Raw genomic sequence first — 16,432 nt, forward strand, 5'->3', positions numbered from 1 at the left:
GTAAGTTGATTTATAGCTTTTCTAAAAATTTAGATTTTCGTTGTCTAGAAACCGGAATTTTAGCATTGTTTTCTAACACAACATATCCATCTACTTTTAAAAATTCTTTAATTTTATGTAAATTAATAATGTATGAATTATGGATTCTAAAAAAGTGGTCTGAAGGTAATAGTTCATCAATTTCTTTAAGTTTTTTTGTAACTACAATTTTCTTTTTATTTGATAAGTATAAAGTAGAATAATTACCGTCAGACTCAACATAAAAAATATCTTTAGGTTCTAAAAAAACAAGTTTACCGTCTGTGTTTATAGTTATTTTTTTATGATTTAATTTATTATTAAACTTTAATAGAATATCTTCAAATTTATCAGCACTAAAACCTTTGCTTATATGCTTTTTTATTTTGCTAATTGTTTCGGTTAAATCATCTGTATCTATTGGTTTTAATAAGTAATCTATTGCTTCATTTTTAAGTGCTGTAATTGCGTATTCATTATATGCCGTTGTAATTACGATAGCAAAATCTTTTTTATTTAACTTTTTAAGAAACTGAAAACCATCCATAGTTGGCATTTCAATATCTAAAAAAAGACAATCTATTTGAGTTTCTTTTAGGTAAAGTAAAGCTTTTTCTGGCTCAGTAAATGTGGCTATTATCTCTAATTCTTTTTTAAAATTTAGTAATTCCCAACTCAACCCTTGAATGGCTTTGGGTTCATCATCTATAATTACTGCTCTTATCATCTTTTTAGCGTTTGTTTCAAAATTAAAACTTTCTTTCAAAAAACACATAGCTGCTTGTATGTTTAGTATTATATCGTGTGTACTTGGTTCATAACTTTATAAAAAAGCATTTTTACAATACCAATTACACAATTTTTACAACCATTTATACAAAACATACTTTTTTAACCTCTTTAAAACAGCAACTTTGAATTTACAATATAAAATAATTTAACTATGAAAAAAACTACCTTTTTACTATTATTTCTTTTAACAACAATTAACTCATTTTCTCAGATTACGTTAGTAAAAGACATTGTAACTTCAGATGGAGATGCTTGGGTTAATAGCTTTATTGAAGGAAATGGGTTTGTACTTTTTGCTTATCAAGGAGTTAATGGATCACAAGTTTGGTCTACTGACGGAACCTCAGCGGGAACTATTAATATTGGTGAAAACATCGTAGATGCTTTTAACTTACAACAAAATTCTATAATTTTTAATAACGAGTTATATTTTGTAGTTGACAATGGCTCTGTCGGTGCTGAAGTTTTTAAAACTGATGGAACTCTTGCAGGTACAAAACTATTAAAAGACATTAATCCAAATTTTGGTTCTAATCCAGAAAGTTTTACAATTTTTGGAGGAGAACTTTATTTTGTTGCAGATGACGGTGTCAATGGTAGTCAGTTATGGAAAACCAATGGAACAGAAGCAGGGACAAGCGTGGTAAGCATCTCTGCTAAGTTCCCAAGATATTTAACAGTTTTTAATGATGCTTTATATTTTCAAGCAGAAGACAATGTAAATGGAGTAGAACTTTGGAAGTCTGATGGGACTAACGTAGGAACTTCTATATTAAAAGACATTAATGCTAGTTCAGGAAGTTTTCCTAATAGTTTTAAAGAGTTTAATGGCTTGCTTTATTTTATTGCAAATAACGGAGATAGTGGGAATGAGTTATGGAAAACAGATGGTACACTTGCAGGAACAACAATGTTAAAAGACATTGCTGCAGGAGTTAACAGTAGTAGTATTAATAACCTTACAGTTAATGGTAATTATTTTATTTTTACCGCAAACGATGGTGTAAACGGAAATGAATTATGGAAAACAGACGGCACATTAGCAGGAACATCTATGTTAAAAGACATAACCCCTGGTGCTAACTCTACCAATTTTTCTGGAAGTTTAATTTTTAATGCTACTACTACCTTCATTATTGCAGAAACTACAACCTCTGGTAGAGAAATATGGAAGACAGACGGAACAACTGCCGGAACAGTACTTTTAAAAGATATCAATCCAGGAGTAGATTCAGGAATAACACAATTTTCTAACATTAAGCCATTACTACATAATGGAAATGTATATTTTGATGCAAATGATGGCGTAAATGGAAATGAATTATGGACAACAGACGGTACTACAGTTGGAACAAAAATGGTAAAAAATATAAATACAAATAACTCTGTAGAAAATGGTAATGGAATTTTTGGAGGAATATATTTAGTCAATAACAAAGTTGTTTTTGAAGCTTTTGACACCTCAAAAAACAAAGAATTATGGGTTACAGATGGTACAGAAGCAGGTACAGTTATATTAAAAGATATTAATCCAGGTAAAGGTTGGGGAGCGTCTTTAGGTGATGCAGCTGCAATTAATAATCATTTACTTTTTAATGGAAGTAATGGTAATAATGGTTTTGAATTATGGACTACAGATGGTACAGAAATGGGTACGGTTATGTTAAAAAACCTAAATGATGCTCCTGAAGGAAGTAACCCACAAAACCTTACAGTTGCTCTAAATAAATTATACATAAAAGCAGATAGTACTAACTTTGCTAATTCTAGATTGTTAACAACAGACGGCACATTAGCAGGAACAAATTGGGTTGTAGATAATACAAAAGGAACAGTTAATAACCCAACAGCTATTGTAGAATTTAAAGATAAAGTCTTTTTGTCTTCATCAGATTTTAGTAATGATTATGGTATTTTTTATACAGATTCACAAAATAAAAAAACATTTGTTAAAAAAATTAACCCAACAGGTTATTCGGGGATTAATCAATTTTATCACTTTAAAGCAACAAACGAGTTAATATTTTCAGCTGATGATGGAGTTAACGGAAAAGAATTATGGAAGACAGATGGCACCGAAGCAGGAACTGTTTTGGTGAAAGACATTATTGCTGGGGCCGACGGAAGTAATCCGTATAACTTTTTTGAGTTTAATAATGAGATTTACTTTACAACTGTTTTAACGCAAGGTTTTGTAAATAGAACGTATAAATCAACACTTTGGAAAACAGATGGAACAACAGCAGGCACAATAAAATTAAAAGAGTTTGATTTTATAAATTATTCATTTACACCAAACTTTACTGAATATAAAAACAAAGTATTCTTTACTGCATACGATATGTCTTTAGGAGCCATATATTTATGGGAAACTGATGGAACTGTTGCTGGAACAAAAGCGACTGATATTTCTGCAAGTTCTCCAAGAAACTTAATTGTAATAGGCGATAATCTTTTTTATGCAGGAACAAACTTTGATGAAGGTCAAGAAATGTGGAAGTACGACGGCACAACAGCCAGCTTGTTTAAGTCTTTTGTTTCTGGAGGAAATAGTGGCTATTATCCCTACAGCAATTTTACTTCGCTTGTTAAAGGAAATTATTACTTTTTAGTATCTGACAATGGAGTTAACGCTCTTTGGAAAACAAACGGAACCTTGGCAGGCACATCAAAAGTTATTGAAAACTTTTCTTATATAAAAGAATTCGTTGCCGCCGGAGATATTTTATATTTTGTAATGGACGATAGTGAAAATGGAATAGAATTATGGAAATCTGATGGTACACAGGCAGGTACTTCAATGGTTCAAGATTTATATCCAGGATCAGATAATTTTGGGAATAAGTATAGTAGTAATCCAAGTGAATTAACAATTTTTGGAAACGATTTATACTTTGCAGCAACATCATCTGTTAACGGAAGAGAGTTGTTTAAACTAAATAACGCTGTTTTAGACGTGGAAAACCACTCTTTAGAAGCAGTTAATTTAAAGATTGATTTATACCCAAATCCTGCAACCAATAATATTACAGTTTCTTTAAAAAATAATGTATCTATAGATAGAGTTATTCTTTATAATTTACTAGGCAAGCAAGTTTTTCAGAAAAACAATAATAATACTTCATTAATAAATATAAATATCTCTAACATTTCTAGTGGTATTTATATTGTTAAAGTAATATCGGGTAAAAATACATTTACAAACAAACTTATTATAGAATAATACATTAGGGGGATTTTTTAAAAACTATGTGAGAATTACAATTTTCATGTAGTTTTTTTCTTGTATTTTTACAAAAATTAAAAGTCATGAAAAAAATAATATCATTAGTGTTACTAGCTACATTAACAGTTTCTTGTGGCAGTTTATTTGAGCTTTTAGAGTTAAAAATTGATAATGATTTAACTGAAAGGATAGATGTAAGTATTCCAAAAACAGCAGGAAATACAGGAACATTTAATTTATCAGAAACAATTGATCTAAGGTCAGGTGATTTTGCTGAATATGTAGATAAAATAACTGCAGTAAAAATAAATTCATTTACTTATAAATTTATAGATTTTGTTGGAAACACAGACGGAACAATTCCTTCTGGAACTTTAAAATTTGATTCTACTGAAGTTGGTACTATTAATAATTTAAATGTTTCAAAAGCTGTAAATAAAGAAACAATTTTTACGATTTCTGATGCTACAGTAATAAGTAAATTAGAAAATGCATTTGTAAATAATACCTCAACAGTAATTACCTTATCTGGAAATGCACTTTCTGATGCAGGACCAATGGATTTTAAAGTTGAAGTAAATATTAGCTTAACAGCAACAATAAAAGAATAAAAAACACTTCTTTTTTTATCAAAATGACTCCTATTTTAGGAGTCATTTTTTTTGTAGAAAAATCAAACCCAAAAACTTCAAATAAGAATTGTTAAATTCTAAAACTTCATAAATTAGGATTTTTAAAGAAGTCAATAAAATTAGGGTGTCAAAAAAAATATGAAATATAATTTACTGTTAATCAATACGTTGTGAAATATTTTTTTAAATTAAAAAAGCAATAAATGTAACCGTTTTGTTAAAAACTTCAACTTTTTGTGAATAAGTATAACTTCTTATTTCAGTCAAATTTTCCAATCTTTGTTAACGTCTTTTTCGACAAAAAACCCGATTTTCTAAACAATTAAAACTCTTATACAAGAATGTCTTCTATAGAACCAATTTTGCAACCCAATGACAACAGATTCGTAATTTTTCCAATTCAACATACTGATTTGTGGGATTGGTACAAAAAACAACAAGCGTGTTTTTGGACAGCAGAAGAAATTGATTTACATGCAGATATTGTAGACTGGAACGATAAATTAACAGATGACGAACGCTATTTCATCAAACATATTTTAGCTTTTTTTGCGGCTTCTGATGGCATTGTAAATGAAAACTTAGCAGAAAATTTTGTAAATGAAGTACAATTTTCTGAAGCAAAATTTTTCTATGGTTTTCAAATAATGATGGAAAACATACATTCAGAAACCTATTCTTTATTAATTGATACGTACGTTAAAGACGAAACGGAAAAAGACAAGTTGTTTAATGCAATAGAAAATTTTCCTGCAATTAAAAAGAAAGCAGATTGGGCGTTAAAATGGATAGAATCAGATTCTTTTGCAGAGCGTTTAATAGCTTTCGCAGCAGTTGAAGGAATTTTCTTTTCTGGTGCTTTTTGTTCAATTTTCTGGTTAAAGAAAAGAGGATTACTACCTGGGTTAACATTTTCTAATGAGTTAATTTCTAGAGACGAAGGAATGCATTGCGATTTTGCTGTGCACTTACACAACAATCACATTATAAATAAAGTTCCTAAAAATCGTATTAGAGAAATTATTGTTGATGCGTTAAATATTGAACGAGAGTTTATTACCGAATCTTTACCCGTTAGTTTAATTGGAATGAACGCTAAATTAATGACGCAATATTTAGAGTTTGTTACAGATAGATTGTTGTTAGAATTTGGATGTGATAAAGAGTACGAAGCAACAAATCCGTTTGACTTTATGGAAATGATTTCTTTAGAAGGAAAAACAAATTTCTTTGAAAAAAGAGTATCAGAATATCAAAAGGCAGGAGTAAAATCTGGAGGAACAGGAAGCATTAGTTTCGATTCAGATTTCTAATAATTTACGCATTAAAAAAATATACAATAAAAAATAATTGTCAAAAAGTGGATGTTTTGACAAAACAAACAACCAAAAAAAACCTTAAATAATTATGTTCGTACTAAAAAGAGATGGCAAAAAAGAGCCAGTAATGTTTGATAAAATTACTGCTAGAGTAAAAAAAATGTGCTATGGATTAAACAAAATTGTTGATCCTGTAAAAGTTGCGATGCGTGTTATTGAAGGTTTATACGACGGAGTAACAACTTCTGAGTTAGATAATTTAGCAGCAGAAACAGCTGCAACAATGACAACAGCACATCCAGATTATGCAAAATTAGCAGCAAGAATCGCTGTTTCTAACTTACATAAAAACACCAAAAAATCGTTCTCAGAAACTATGGACGATTTGTATTACTATATAAATCCGCGTACAGGTAAAAAAGCGCCTTTGTTAGCAGATGATGTATATCAAATCATCAAAGACAATTCAGAAAAATTAGATTCTACTATTATTTACAATAGAGATTTTAATTACGATTATTTTGGTTTTAAAACATTAGAGCGTTCGTATTTATTAAAATTAAACGGGCAAATTGCAGAACGTCCACAGCACATGTTAATGCGTGTTTCTATTGGTATTCATAAAAATGATATTGACGAAGCAATTGCTACGTACGAGTTAATGAGTAAAAAATATTTTACACATGCAACACCAACATTATTTAATGCTGGTACACCAAAACCACAAATGTCTTCTTGTTTTTTATTGCAAATGCAAGATGATAGTATTGGCGGAATTTATGACACGTTAAAACAAACAGCAAAAATTTCTCAATCTGCCGGTGGAATTGGTTTATCAATTCATAATGTAAGAGCAACAGGTTCTTATATTAGAGGAACAAATGGTACATCTAACGGAATTGTACCAATGTTAAAAGTATTTAATGATACAGCGCGTTATGTAGATCAAGGTGGCGGAAAACGTAAGGGATCGTTTGCAATGTATTTAGAACCTTGGCATGCAGATATTTTCGACTTTTTAGATTTAAAAAAGAATCACGGAAAAGAAGAAATGCGTGCAAGAGATTTATTTTACGCAATGTGGATTCCAGATTTATTTATGAAACGTGTGCAAGAAGATGGAAACTGGACGTTAATGTGTCCAAACGAATGTCCACATTTATTTGATTCTTATGGCGATGAATTTGAGCGTTTATATGAAGGATACGAAGCTGCAGCAAAAGGAAGAAAAACAATAAAAGCAAGAGAACTTTGGGAGAAAATATTAGAATCTCAAATTGAAACTGGTACGCCTTACATGTTGTATAAAGATGCTGTAAACCGTAAAACAAATCATAAGAATTTAGGAACTATTCGTTCTTCAAACTTATGTACAGAAATTATGGAATACACTGCAAATGATGAAGTTGCTGTTTGTAACTTAGCATCAATTGCATTGCCAATGTTTGTTACAGAAAGAGAAAATGGAGAAAAATTCTTCAATCATAAAAAATTATTTGATGTAACTAAAAAAGTAACTCGTAATTTAGATACGGTTATCGATATGAATTACTATCCAGTGAAAGAGGCAGAAAATTCTAATTTCCGTCACAGACCAGTTGGATTAGGAATTCAAGGTTTAGCAGATACATTTATCAATTTACGTTTGCCTTTTACATCCGAAGAAGCAAAAAAACTGAATCAAGATATTTTTGAAACCATGTATTTTGCAGCGGTAACATCATCAATGGAAATTGCAAAAGCAAAAGAACCATATTCAACGTTTAAAGGTTCGCCAATGTCTGAAGGAGAATTCCAGTTTAACATGTGGGGAATTAAAGATGACGAATTAAGCGGAAACTGGGATTGGGGAAAATTACGTAAGCAAGTAATGAAACACGGAGTTAGAAACTCGTTATTAGTTGCTCCGATGCCAACAGCATCAACTTCTCAAATTTTAGGAAACAACGAAGCGTTTGAGCCATATACTTCTAACATTTACACACGTAGAGTTTTATCGGGCGAATTTATTGTTGTAAACAAACATTTATTAGAAGATTTAGTAGAATTAGGATTGTGGGACAACGATATGAAAGAAGATATTATGCGTGCAAACGGATCTATTCAGCATATCGAAAAAATTCCTGCAGAATTAAGAGAATTGTACAAAACAGTTTGGGAAATGAGTATGAAAGATATTATTGATATGGCGCGCCATAGAGGATATTTTATCGATCAATCGCAATCGTTAAACTTGTTTATGCAAGATCCAGATTTTGGAAAATTAACTTCGATGCATTTCTACGGATGGAAATCTGGATTAAAAACCGGAATGTATTACTTAAGAACAAAATCGGCTGTAAATGCAATTCAGTTTACCTTATCAAAAGAGAAAAAAGAAACGGAGAAACCAATGTCTCCAGAAGAATTTAAAGCAATGGTAGAAGCATCTAAAGATGCCGGACCAGACGATTGCTTAATGTGTGGATCATAATCAAATCCAAAATCTGTGAATTGCTATGAAAATAGTTTTTCATATAAATTAAATTAAAGGGGAAAAAGAGAAGCAGAAATGCTTCTCTTTTTTTGTAAATTCGTTCTTTCTGTCATTCCATGGAAGACAGGAGTCTATTGTTATTTTTAAATCCAACAAAAAATAGAGAATTAGGTTTTATAGACATGATTAAAAATTATTTATTTGCTTTCTTTTTAATAACTCTTGCAGTTGTTTTGTTTTTCAATCCTAATTTTGAAACAATTTTTGCAGGTGTTGCAATTCTTCTTTTTGGGATGATTATGCTCGAAGAAGGTTTTAAAGTTTTTACCAAAGGACCTTTACAAAACTTCCTTAAAAAAGCAACAGATAAACTCTATAAAAGTATAACAGCCGGAGCTTTGGTAACTGCATTTATTCAGTCGAGTTCTTTACTCTCTGTGATTACAATTTCTTTTATAAGCGCTGGTTTAATTAGTTTATCGGGCGGACTTGGATTAATTTTTGGAGCAAATATTGGAAGTACAGCAACAGCTTGGTTAGTTGCTGGTTTTGGGTTAAAAATAAAAATATCTGCTTTGGCAATGCCGATGATTATTTTTGGTCTCATTTTTTCATTTCAAAAAACCAATACCTTAAAAGGGATTGGTAATGTGCTTGCCGGCTTAGGATTTTTCTTTCTAGGTATTTACTTTATGAAAGAAGGATTTGATGTTTTTAGTAAAGACATCGATTTAACAACATACGCTGTTGAAGGATATTTAGGAATTCTAATTTATACTGCAATTGGGGTATTTATAACAATTGTGTTACAATCTAGCACGGCTTCTTTAGTTTTAATAATAACCGCTTTAGCAGCTGGGCAAATTGAATACGAAAACGCATTGGCTTTGGCAATTGGATCTAATGTTGGAACAACAATTACAGCTATTTTAGGTTCGTTAACATCAAATGTTGCAGGTAAAAGATTAGCTGGTGCTCACTTAATATTTAATTTAACTACTGGTTTAGTTGCGTTGCTATTTATACATCCGTTGGCAAACTTTGTAAATTATTTATCTGAATTAGTGAACATTAACTCAACAGACTATGCTTTAAAATTAGCATTATTTCATACAACTTTTAATATAATTGGTGTATTAATAATGATTCCTTTTATTAAAAAACTAGAAGCTTTTTTAATGAAAATATTTAAAGAAAAAACAAATAAAGATATTGATGAACCTAAATACTTAAATGAAGCAATTTTAGAATTTCCAGGCGCTTTAATATCATCTTTATCTAACGAATCTAAATACTTATTTAAAGATTCTATTCTCGAAATTGTTGCTCACGGATTTAGTATTCATAGAAAAGATATTAATTCTGATATTGAAATTAGTGAGGTAATTAAGAAATCGAATGCTGTTATAAAAACAGATATTGATGAATTGTATTATAGTAAAGTAAAAAGTATTTATGGTCAAATTCTTAGTTATATTGCAAAAGGACAAAGTAATTTACAGTTAACAGAACACCAAAACAAACAGTTAACAGATCTTAAATTAGCAAACAGAAAAATGGTTCAGATTATAAGAGAAACCAGAGATTTGTCTAAAAATATTGCTGTTTTTTTAGATTCTGATAATACACATATCAAAAATGAATATAATAATATTAGAGAAGAGGTAGCAAAGGTATTACGAGTTATTTATTTGTTTAAAAAAGATGATACAAAAGAATTGTATTTTAATACATTAAAAAAGTTAAAAGCAGAAGCAAAACAAGCCAAAAAAGCAAGAAATCAATCAATTAATACTTTAATCAGACAAAATTTAATAACCATTAACATGGCGTCTTCTATTGTAAATGATAGCGATACTAATTTAATAAAAAATTTAATTCAGGTTGCAGAATTGTTATATTCAGAAAAAGATGTAATCTTTGAAAATGGTACTAAATAACACAAAAAATTTATGAACTGGGAACAACTCCTTTCACTAAAACGATTTGGCGACACAGAAAAACGCCACAGAGCACAACAAGACGAAACTCGCTTAGGTTTTGATGTAGATTTTGATAGAATTATATTTTCATCAGCGTTTAGAAGTTTACAAGACAAAACACAAGTAATTCCGTTGTCAGAAACCGATTTTGTACATACGCGTTTAACACACAGTTTAGAAGTTTCTGTGGTTGGTAGAAGTATTGGAAGACGCGTTGGAAAAGTGTTGTTAGAACGTCATCCAAACTTAGCAAAATTAGGCTATACTTTTAACGATTTTGGTGCCATCGTAGCAGCTGCTTCTGTTACTCATGATATTGGAAATCCGCCTTTTGGACATTCAGGTGAAAAAGCAATCGGAGAATACTTTAAAACAGGAAACGGCGCAAAATATAAAGCAGAACTTACCGAAAAAGAGTATCAAGATTTAATAGATTTTGAAGGAAATGCAAACGGATTTAAAATATTAACAGAAACAAGAAAAAGCATTTCTGGCGGTTTGCGATTATCGTACGCAACCTTGGGTACATTTTTAAAATATCCAAAAGAATCGTTGCCAAAAAAACCAACAAAACATATTGTAGATAAAAAATACGGGTTTTTTCAATCAGAAAAAGATGCCTTTTTAGATGTAGCAAATGATTTAGGTTTATTGCGTAAATCTACCACAAACGATGTTTCTTTTTACAGACATCCGTTAGCGTATTTAGTAGAAGCAGCTGATGATATTTGTTATACAATTATTGATTTTGAAGATGGAATAAATTTAGGTTTAATCGATGAAGATTTTGCGTTAGAGTTTATGATTAAGTTGGTAAAAGATACCATTGACACGAAGAAATATCATTCTTTACAACATAAAAAAGACAGAGTTAGTTATTTACGCGCATTGGCAATTGGTGTGTTGGTAAATGAAACAGTTGATATCTTTTTAGCAAATGAAGAAGCTATTTTAAAAGGAGAATTTGACAAAGGTTTGTTAGATAGATGTAAGTACGAAGCCCAAATTAATGACATCCTAAAAATAAGTGTAGACAAAATTTATAAGAGTAACGATGTAGTAGAAAAAGAAGTTGCTGGATATAAAATTATTGCCGATGTTTTAGATGTTTTTGTAAATGCGCTAAACAATACGTATTTAGGAACAGCATCTAATTATGATAAACTAGTCTTAAATTTATTACCCAACGAATATAAAAACACAACAGATAACTTATACAACAGAATTATGAAAATTTGTAGTTATGTTTCTAAAATGTCTGATAGTTATGCAATTAGATTACATAAAAAATTAAATGGAAATTTAATATAAAATGATTTCATTAACTTTGAAAACACTAATACTTTTAAAATAAATTAATTATGAAGAAAAAACTACTACTCGCTTTTGCTTTAGTTTTTGGAGCCTATGCAGTATATCTTACCCTAGATAAGGATACGGAAGCAGAAAATGCAAGAGAAAATTACGCAAAATTCTTAAAAAATCACCCATATAATAAAACACTTAAACTAACTAAAAAAGAGAGAAAGGCAAGTGGAATTCCTCCAAATAAATATTTTGAACAAGAATATTTATTGGAGATGAACCCAAACACAGGAAGAACACATCCAGAGAATGTGCTTAGTATACAACAAGAATTAAAAAGACAAAGAAAATTACAAAGAGTTCCAGGTGATGCTGCAGATAATATGTGGGCAGAAAGAGGTCCAAACAATGTTGGTGGTAGAACTAGAGTTGTGATGTTCGATCCAAATGATGCAACACATAAACGTGTTTTTGCTGGTGGAGTTTCTGGAGGTTTATGGGTAAATAATGATATTACGGATGCCAATTCTTCTTGGACACAAGTTGGTATTGATGAAAACTTATCAGTGAGTTGTATGACTGTTGACCCAAATAATTCACAAATTATGTATGTGGGAACTGGTGAAGGACAAGCAAATCCGAGTTCTGCAGGAAATGGAGTTTGGAAATCTATAGATGGAGGAGCTTCTTGGACAAATGTGTATAGTGAAAACACAAATCCGGATTATAGAAAAAGACTATTTTTTATTAATGATGTTATTGCTTGGAACAATCCAAACACTAATAAAACTGAAGTTTTTATTGGTGTTGCTGGGGCTTATGTTGGGTCTTATTCAGGAACTAATCAGTTTGCAGGATTAGATAAAACAGGGTTGTATAAAAGTGTAGACGATGGATCAACTTGGAACATAGTATCATTACCTACAATTCCTGGACAATCTCAAGGAGCTGTACATTCTTTTTATGAACCAAACGATTTTGAAATTGGAATAGACAATACACTTTGGATAGGTTCAGATAGTAATACCTGGGGTCTTGGTGGTGGTACTATTTTAAAATCTATTGACGGAACTTCATTTTCTGTTACACATTCAGTCGCTAATGGTAAAAGAACAGAAATTGCAGTTTCTAAAACAAATAAAGATAAAATTTATGCTTTATACCACATTAGTGGTGCTCCAAAAATAGAAGTAACAACAGATGGTTTTGCTAATACAACAAACATTATAACTCCAGCAGATGCAGATCCAGGAATTCCGAATAATGATTTTACAAGAGGACAAGCTTATTACGATTTGGTAATAGAAGTAGACCCAACAAATGATAATACACTTTACGTTGGGGGTATTGATTTGTTTAGAAGCACAAATTCAGGTGGTTCTTGGAAACAAATTTCTAAGTGGCATAGTGGTTCTTCGTCACAAACTTATTTTTATGACTCAAACTTACCTATACCAACTGTTCATGCAGATCAACATGGTTGGGCATTTCATCCAACAGATGCAAATAAAGCACTTATTGGTAATGATGGTGGTGTTTTTTATGCAACTTCATTGTCGGGTGCAGAAACTACAACTACAGCTATAGAAGCTAGAAACAAAAATTACAATATAACACAGTTCTATCATGGAGAAATAGGTCAAAGTACTAGTAATAGATTATTGTTAGCTGGTGCTCAAGACAATGGAACACAGTTTATTAATGGAGCAAGTGTTGGAATTAATAGCACGGTAAGAATGAGAGGAGGTGATGGCGCGTATTCATTTATTGATAAAGATGGTGCTTATGCCATTGCTTCTTATGTGTATAATAATTACAACAGGTATAACTTACCGTTTAACGGTTCTGGAGTAGTAATTTCTTCTGACAGTAGTCCGTATTCAGGAAATTTTATCAATCCAGCAGACTTAGATGATAATTTAGATATATTATATACAAATTATTCTAAAGGAAGTTCTTATGTGATAGCAAAATTTGCTAATTTATTAGGATCACCAATAAAAACAGAACTTACAAATGCATTATTAACAGGAGAACCAACAGCTTTTAAAGTATCTCCCTTTACTACAAATTCTACAAAACTTTATGTTGGTACAAATAATGGAAAGTTATTAAAAATAGAAAGTGCTAATTCTGCCGGTCCAGCATGGACAAGTATTGGAGACCCTAACTTTATAGGAAGCATTTCTGACATTGCATTTGGAGCATCAGAAAACGAAATCCTAGTTACTTTTCATAATTACGGCATTACAAATATTTGGTATAGCGCAGACGGTGGTGCTAACTGGGAAGAAAAAGAAGGTAATTTTCCAGATATTCCTGTAAAAGCAATAATGATGAATCCTTTAAATAATGATGAAGTTATTATTGGTACTGAATTAGGTGTTTGGAGAACAAGTAATTTTAAAGATGCTTCACCAAGTTGGTTACAATCCTTTAACGGAATGTCTAATGTAAAAGTAACTTCTTTTAGTTTTAGAACTGCAGATAATACGGTTATGGCAACCACTTATGGTAGAGGAATGTTTACTGGACAATTTGCTGCAGGAGTTGTTTCTGTTGATGATGTAATAAAAGAAAACAAAGTTTTTACAATGTATCCTACAGTTTCTAATGGAGATTTTACGATTTTCGCAAAAAACACTTTAGGAAAAGCTAATTTATTGCTATTTGATATCAACGGAAAACAAGTGTTTTCTAAGCAGGTAGATTTTACACAACAAGAAAAACAGCCTGTTTCTGTAAACTTACCTTCTGGTGTGTATGTTGTTAACTTAATAGATGCTAACAATAAAAAAGCAACAGGAAAAGTAATTATCAAGTAAAAAATTCATTTTTTATAAGTTCTCGACTCCGCTCGAACAGACAAAAGCAGCATTATTTTAATGCTGCTTTTTTTATTGCGTTAAAGATAGATTCAGCATCTATTTGTGCAATTCTATGCAGTTCTTCTACAGTTCCTTGATGAATAAATACATCTGGAACTCCAAGTATTTTAATATTATTTTTATAGTTATTTTTGACAGCAAATTCTGCGATAGCAGATCCAAATCCGCTAGAAATTGTTCCGTCTTCAACAGTAATTATTTCTTTAAAAGAATTGAAAATAGTATGTAATAATTTTTCGTCTAATGGTTTTACAAATCGCATATCGTAATGTGCAACAGCAATATCTTTTTTTACTTTTTCAACGGCAAGAGTTACATTTTTTGCAATGCTACCAATCGATAAAACAGCAATATTTTTTCCTTCTTTTACACAAATTCCTGTTCCGATTTTTATTTTTGAAAAAGGTTGTTTCCAATCAATCAAAACACCTTTTCCTCTTGGATATCGAATTGCAATCGGGTTTTCTAAACCTAATTGTGCGGTGTACATGATATTGCGAAGTTCAACTTCGTTTCTTGGCGCAAAGAGAATCAAATTCGGAATTGCACGTAAATACGCCAAATCAAAAACTCCATGATGTGTTGCACCATCTTCGCCCACCAAACCAGCTCTGTCTAAACAGAAAATTACGGGTAAATTTTGCAAGGCAACATCGTGTATAATTTGATCGTAAGCTCGCTGTAAAAAAGTAGAATAAATATTACAAAAAGGTACCATTCCTTGTGTTGCCATTCCTGCTGATAAAGTCACAGCGTGTTGTTCAGCAATCCCAACATCAAACGTTCTTTCAGGATATTTTTCTAATAAAAAAGTTAATGAACTTCCGGTAATCATTGCAGGGGTTATTCCTATAATATTTTTGTTTTTATCGGCTAATTCAACTAGGGTTTTTCCGAATACATCTTGGTATTTTAGAGGTTCTATTTTTTGTTCCTTCGGAATGATTTCTCCAGTAATTTTATCAAATTTTCCTGGCGCATGATATTGCACTTGATTTTCTTCTGCTTGTTGTAATCCTTTCCCTTTTGTCGTTATTATATGTAAAAATTTTGGGCCTTTTACTTTTTTTAATCGAGTTAATTCAGCTAATAATTCGTCTAAGTTATGACCGTCAATTGGACCAGAATAATTAAAATTCAACGCTTTAATAATATTGTTTTGAGCCGCAAGTCTTTTATCGGTTTTTACTTTGGTTAAATATTCTTTTAATGCGCCAACTGAAGGATCAATTCCAATAGCATTGTCATTTAAAATCACCAACACATTAGCATCTGTAACTCCAGCGTGATTCAACGCTTCAAAAGCCATACCGCTTGCAATAGAAGCATCTCCAATAACCGCAATATGTTGTTTCTCGGTTTCCCTTTTTAATTTTGATGCGATTGCCATTCCTAAAATTGCAGAAATAGAAGTTGAAGAATGCCCAACGCCAAAAGCATCATACACACTTTCGCTTCTTTTCGGAAAACCCGAAATTCCGTTTAATCTTCTATTCGTATCAAAAACATCTTTTCGTTCGGTCAATATTTTATGCCCATACGCTTGATGTCCAACATCCCAAACCAACAAATCATTTGGCGTGTCAAATAAATAATGCAAAGCGATTGTCAATTCAACCACACCCAAACTTGCGCCTAAATGTCCTTCTTTAGTGGCAACAATATCAATAATATAGTCACGCAATTCTTTTGCTAAAACTGGTAATTGTTCCGGTTTTAGTTTTCGTACATCTTTAGGATTGTAAATTGTATCTAAAAGTTTTGTTGACATAGAACAAAAGTACGAGTTTTACA

At 31.1% G+C, this 16,432-nt stretch carries 9 protein-coding genes; 7 read left to right on the plus strand and 2 right to left on the minus strand.

The annotated features are described in order from the left end of the window. Positions 1-10 precede the first annotated feature (10 nt). The gene (locus tag ABDX67_RS02220; RefSeq protein ID WP_347173227.1) at positions 11-745 is read right to left on the minus strand and encodes a LytR/AlgR family response regulator transcription factor; all 735 of its coding nucleotides are present in this window, start codon (positions 743-745) and stop codon (positions 11-13) included. 216 nt (positions 746-961) lie between these two features. Between ABDX67_RS02220 and ABDX67_RS02225 the strand changes: the two genes are divergently transcribed. The 7 genes from ABDX67_RS02225 (at position 962) to ABDX67_RS02255 (ending at position 14,575) form a co-directional block, all read left to right on the plus strand. Then, positions 962-4,033, plus strand: a complete 3,072-nt coding sequence (locus ABDX67_RS02225) for an ELWxxDGT repeat protein (RefSeq protein WP_347173229.1) — start codon at positions 962-964, stop codon at positions 4,031-4,033. A gap of 86 nt (positions 4,034-4,119) precedes the next feature. Beyond that, positions 4,120-4,647 carry a hypothetical protein gene (locus tag ABDX67_RS02230; RefSeq protein WP_347173231.1) on the plus strand — a complete coding sequence of 176 codons (528 nt, stop codon included), beginning with the start codon at positions 4,120-4,122 and terminating at the stop codon, positions 4,645-4,647. A 362-nt stretch (positions 4,648-5,009) separates the two neighbouring features. Then, complete coding sequence (locus ABDX67_RS02235) at positions 5,010-5,981, plus strand: ribonucleotide-diphosphate reductase subunit beta (RefSeq protein WP_347173233.1); 972 nt, start codon at positions 5,010-5,012, stop codon at positions 5,979-5,981. Between the two features lie 94 nt (positions 5,982-6,075). Beyond that, positions 6,076-8,460 carry a ribonucleoside-diphosphate reductase subunit alpha gene (locus tag ABDX67_RS02240; RefSeq protein WP_347173235.1) on the plus strand — a complete coding sequence of 795 codons (2,385 nt, stop codon included), beginning with the start codon at positions 6,076-6,078 and terminating at the stop codon, positions 8,458-8,460. Positions 8,461-8,597: 137 nt separating this feature from the next. Beyond that, the gene (locus tag ABDX67_RS02245) at positions 8,598-10,403 is read left to right on the plus strand and encodes a Na/Pi cotransporter family protein (protein ID WP_347173237.1); all 1,806 of its coding nucleotides are present in this window, start codon (positions 8,598-8,600) and stop codon (positions 10,401-10,403) included. A gap of 12 nt (positions 10,404-10,415) precedes the next feature. Further along, a complete protein-coding gene (locus ABDX67_RS02250; protein ID WP_347173238.1) occupies positions 10,416-11,756 on the plus strand; it encodes a deoxyguanosinetriphosphate triphosphohydrolase in 1,341 nt (446 codons plus the stop codon). Between the two features lie 50 nt (positions 11,757-11,806). Further along, on the plus strand, positions 11,807-14,575 hold the full coding sequence (locus tag ABDX67_RS02255) for a WD40/YVTN/BNR-like repeat-containing protein (RefSeq protein WP_347173239.1): 2,769 nt from the start codon (positions 11,807-11,809) through the stop codon (positions 14,573-14,575). A 52-nt stretch (positions 14,576-14,627) separates the two neighbouring features. Here ABDX67_RS02255 and dxs read toward each other — a convergent pair whose 3' ends face one another. Beyond that, positions 14,628-16,409, minus strand: a complete 1,782-nt coding sequence (gene dxs, locus ABDX67_RS02260; protein WP_347173241.1) for a 1-deoxy-D-xylulose-5-phosphate synthase — start codon at positions 16,407-16,409, stop codon at positions 14,628-14,630. Positions 16,410-16,432: the final 23 nt, after the last annotated feature.

The sequence above is a fragment of the Polaribacter uvawellassae genome, from assembly GCF_039748955.1.
Lineage (GTDB): Bacteria > Bacteroidota > Bacteroidia > Flavobacteriales > Flavobacteriaceae > Polaribacter > Polaribacter uvawellassae.

Bases quoted from the DNA above. Each gene is read 5' to 3' on its own strand.
- ABDX67_RS02250 (WP_347173238.1), top strand. From the start codon at position 10,416: ATGAACTGGGAACAACTCCTTTCACTAAAACGATTTGGCGACACAGAA.
- ABDX67_RS02225 (WP_347173229.1), top strand. From the start codon at position 962: ATGAAAAAAACTACCTTTTTACTATTATTTCTTTTAACAACAATTAAC.
- ABDX67_RS02240 (WP_347173235.1), top strand. From the start codon at position 6,076: ATGTTCGTACTAAAAAGAGATGGCAAAAAAGAGCCAGTAATGTTTGAT.
- ABDX67_RS02235 (WP_347173233.1), top strand. From the start codon at position 5,010: ATGTCTTCTATAGAACCAATTTTGCAACCCAATGACAACAGATTCGTA.
- ABDX67_RS02230 (WP_347173231.1), top strand. From the start codon at position 4,120: ATGAAAAAAATAATATCATTAGTGTTACTAGCTACATTAACAGTTTCT.
- dxs (WP_347173241.1), bottom strand. From the start codon at position 16,409: ATGTCAACAAAACTTTTAGATACAATTTACAATCCTAAAGATGTACGA.
- ABDX67_RS02255 (WP_347173239.1), top strand. From the start codon at position 11,807: ATGAAGAAAAAACTACTACTCGCTTTTGCTTTAGTTTTTGGAGCCTAT.
- ABDX67_RS02220 (WP_347173227.1), bottom strand. From the start codon at position 745: ATGATAAGAGCAGTAATTATAGATGATGAACCCAAAGCCATTCAAGGG.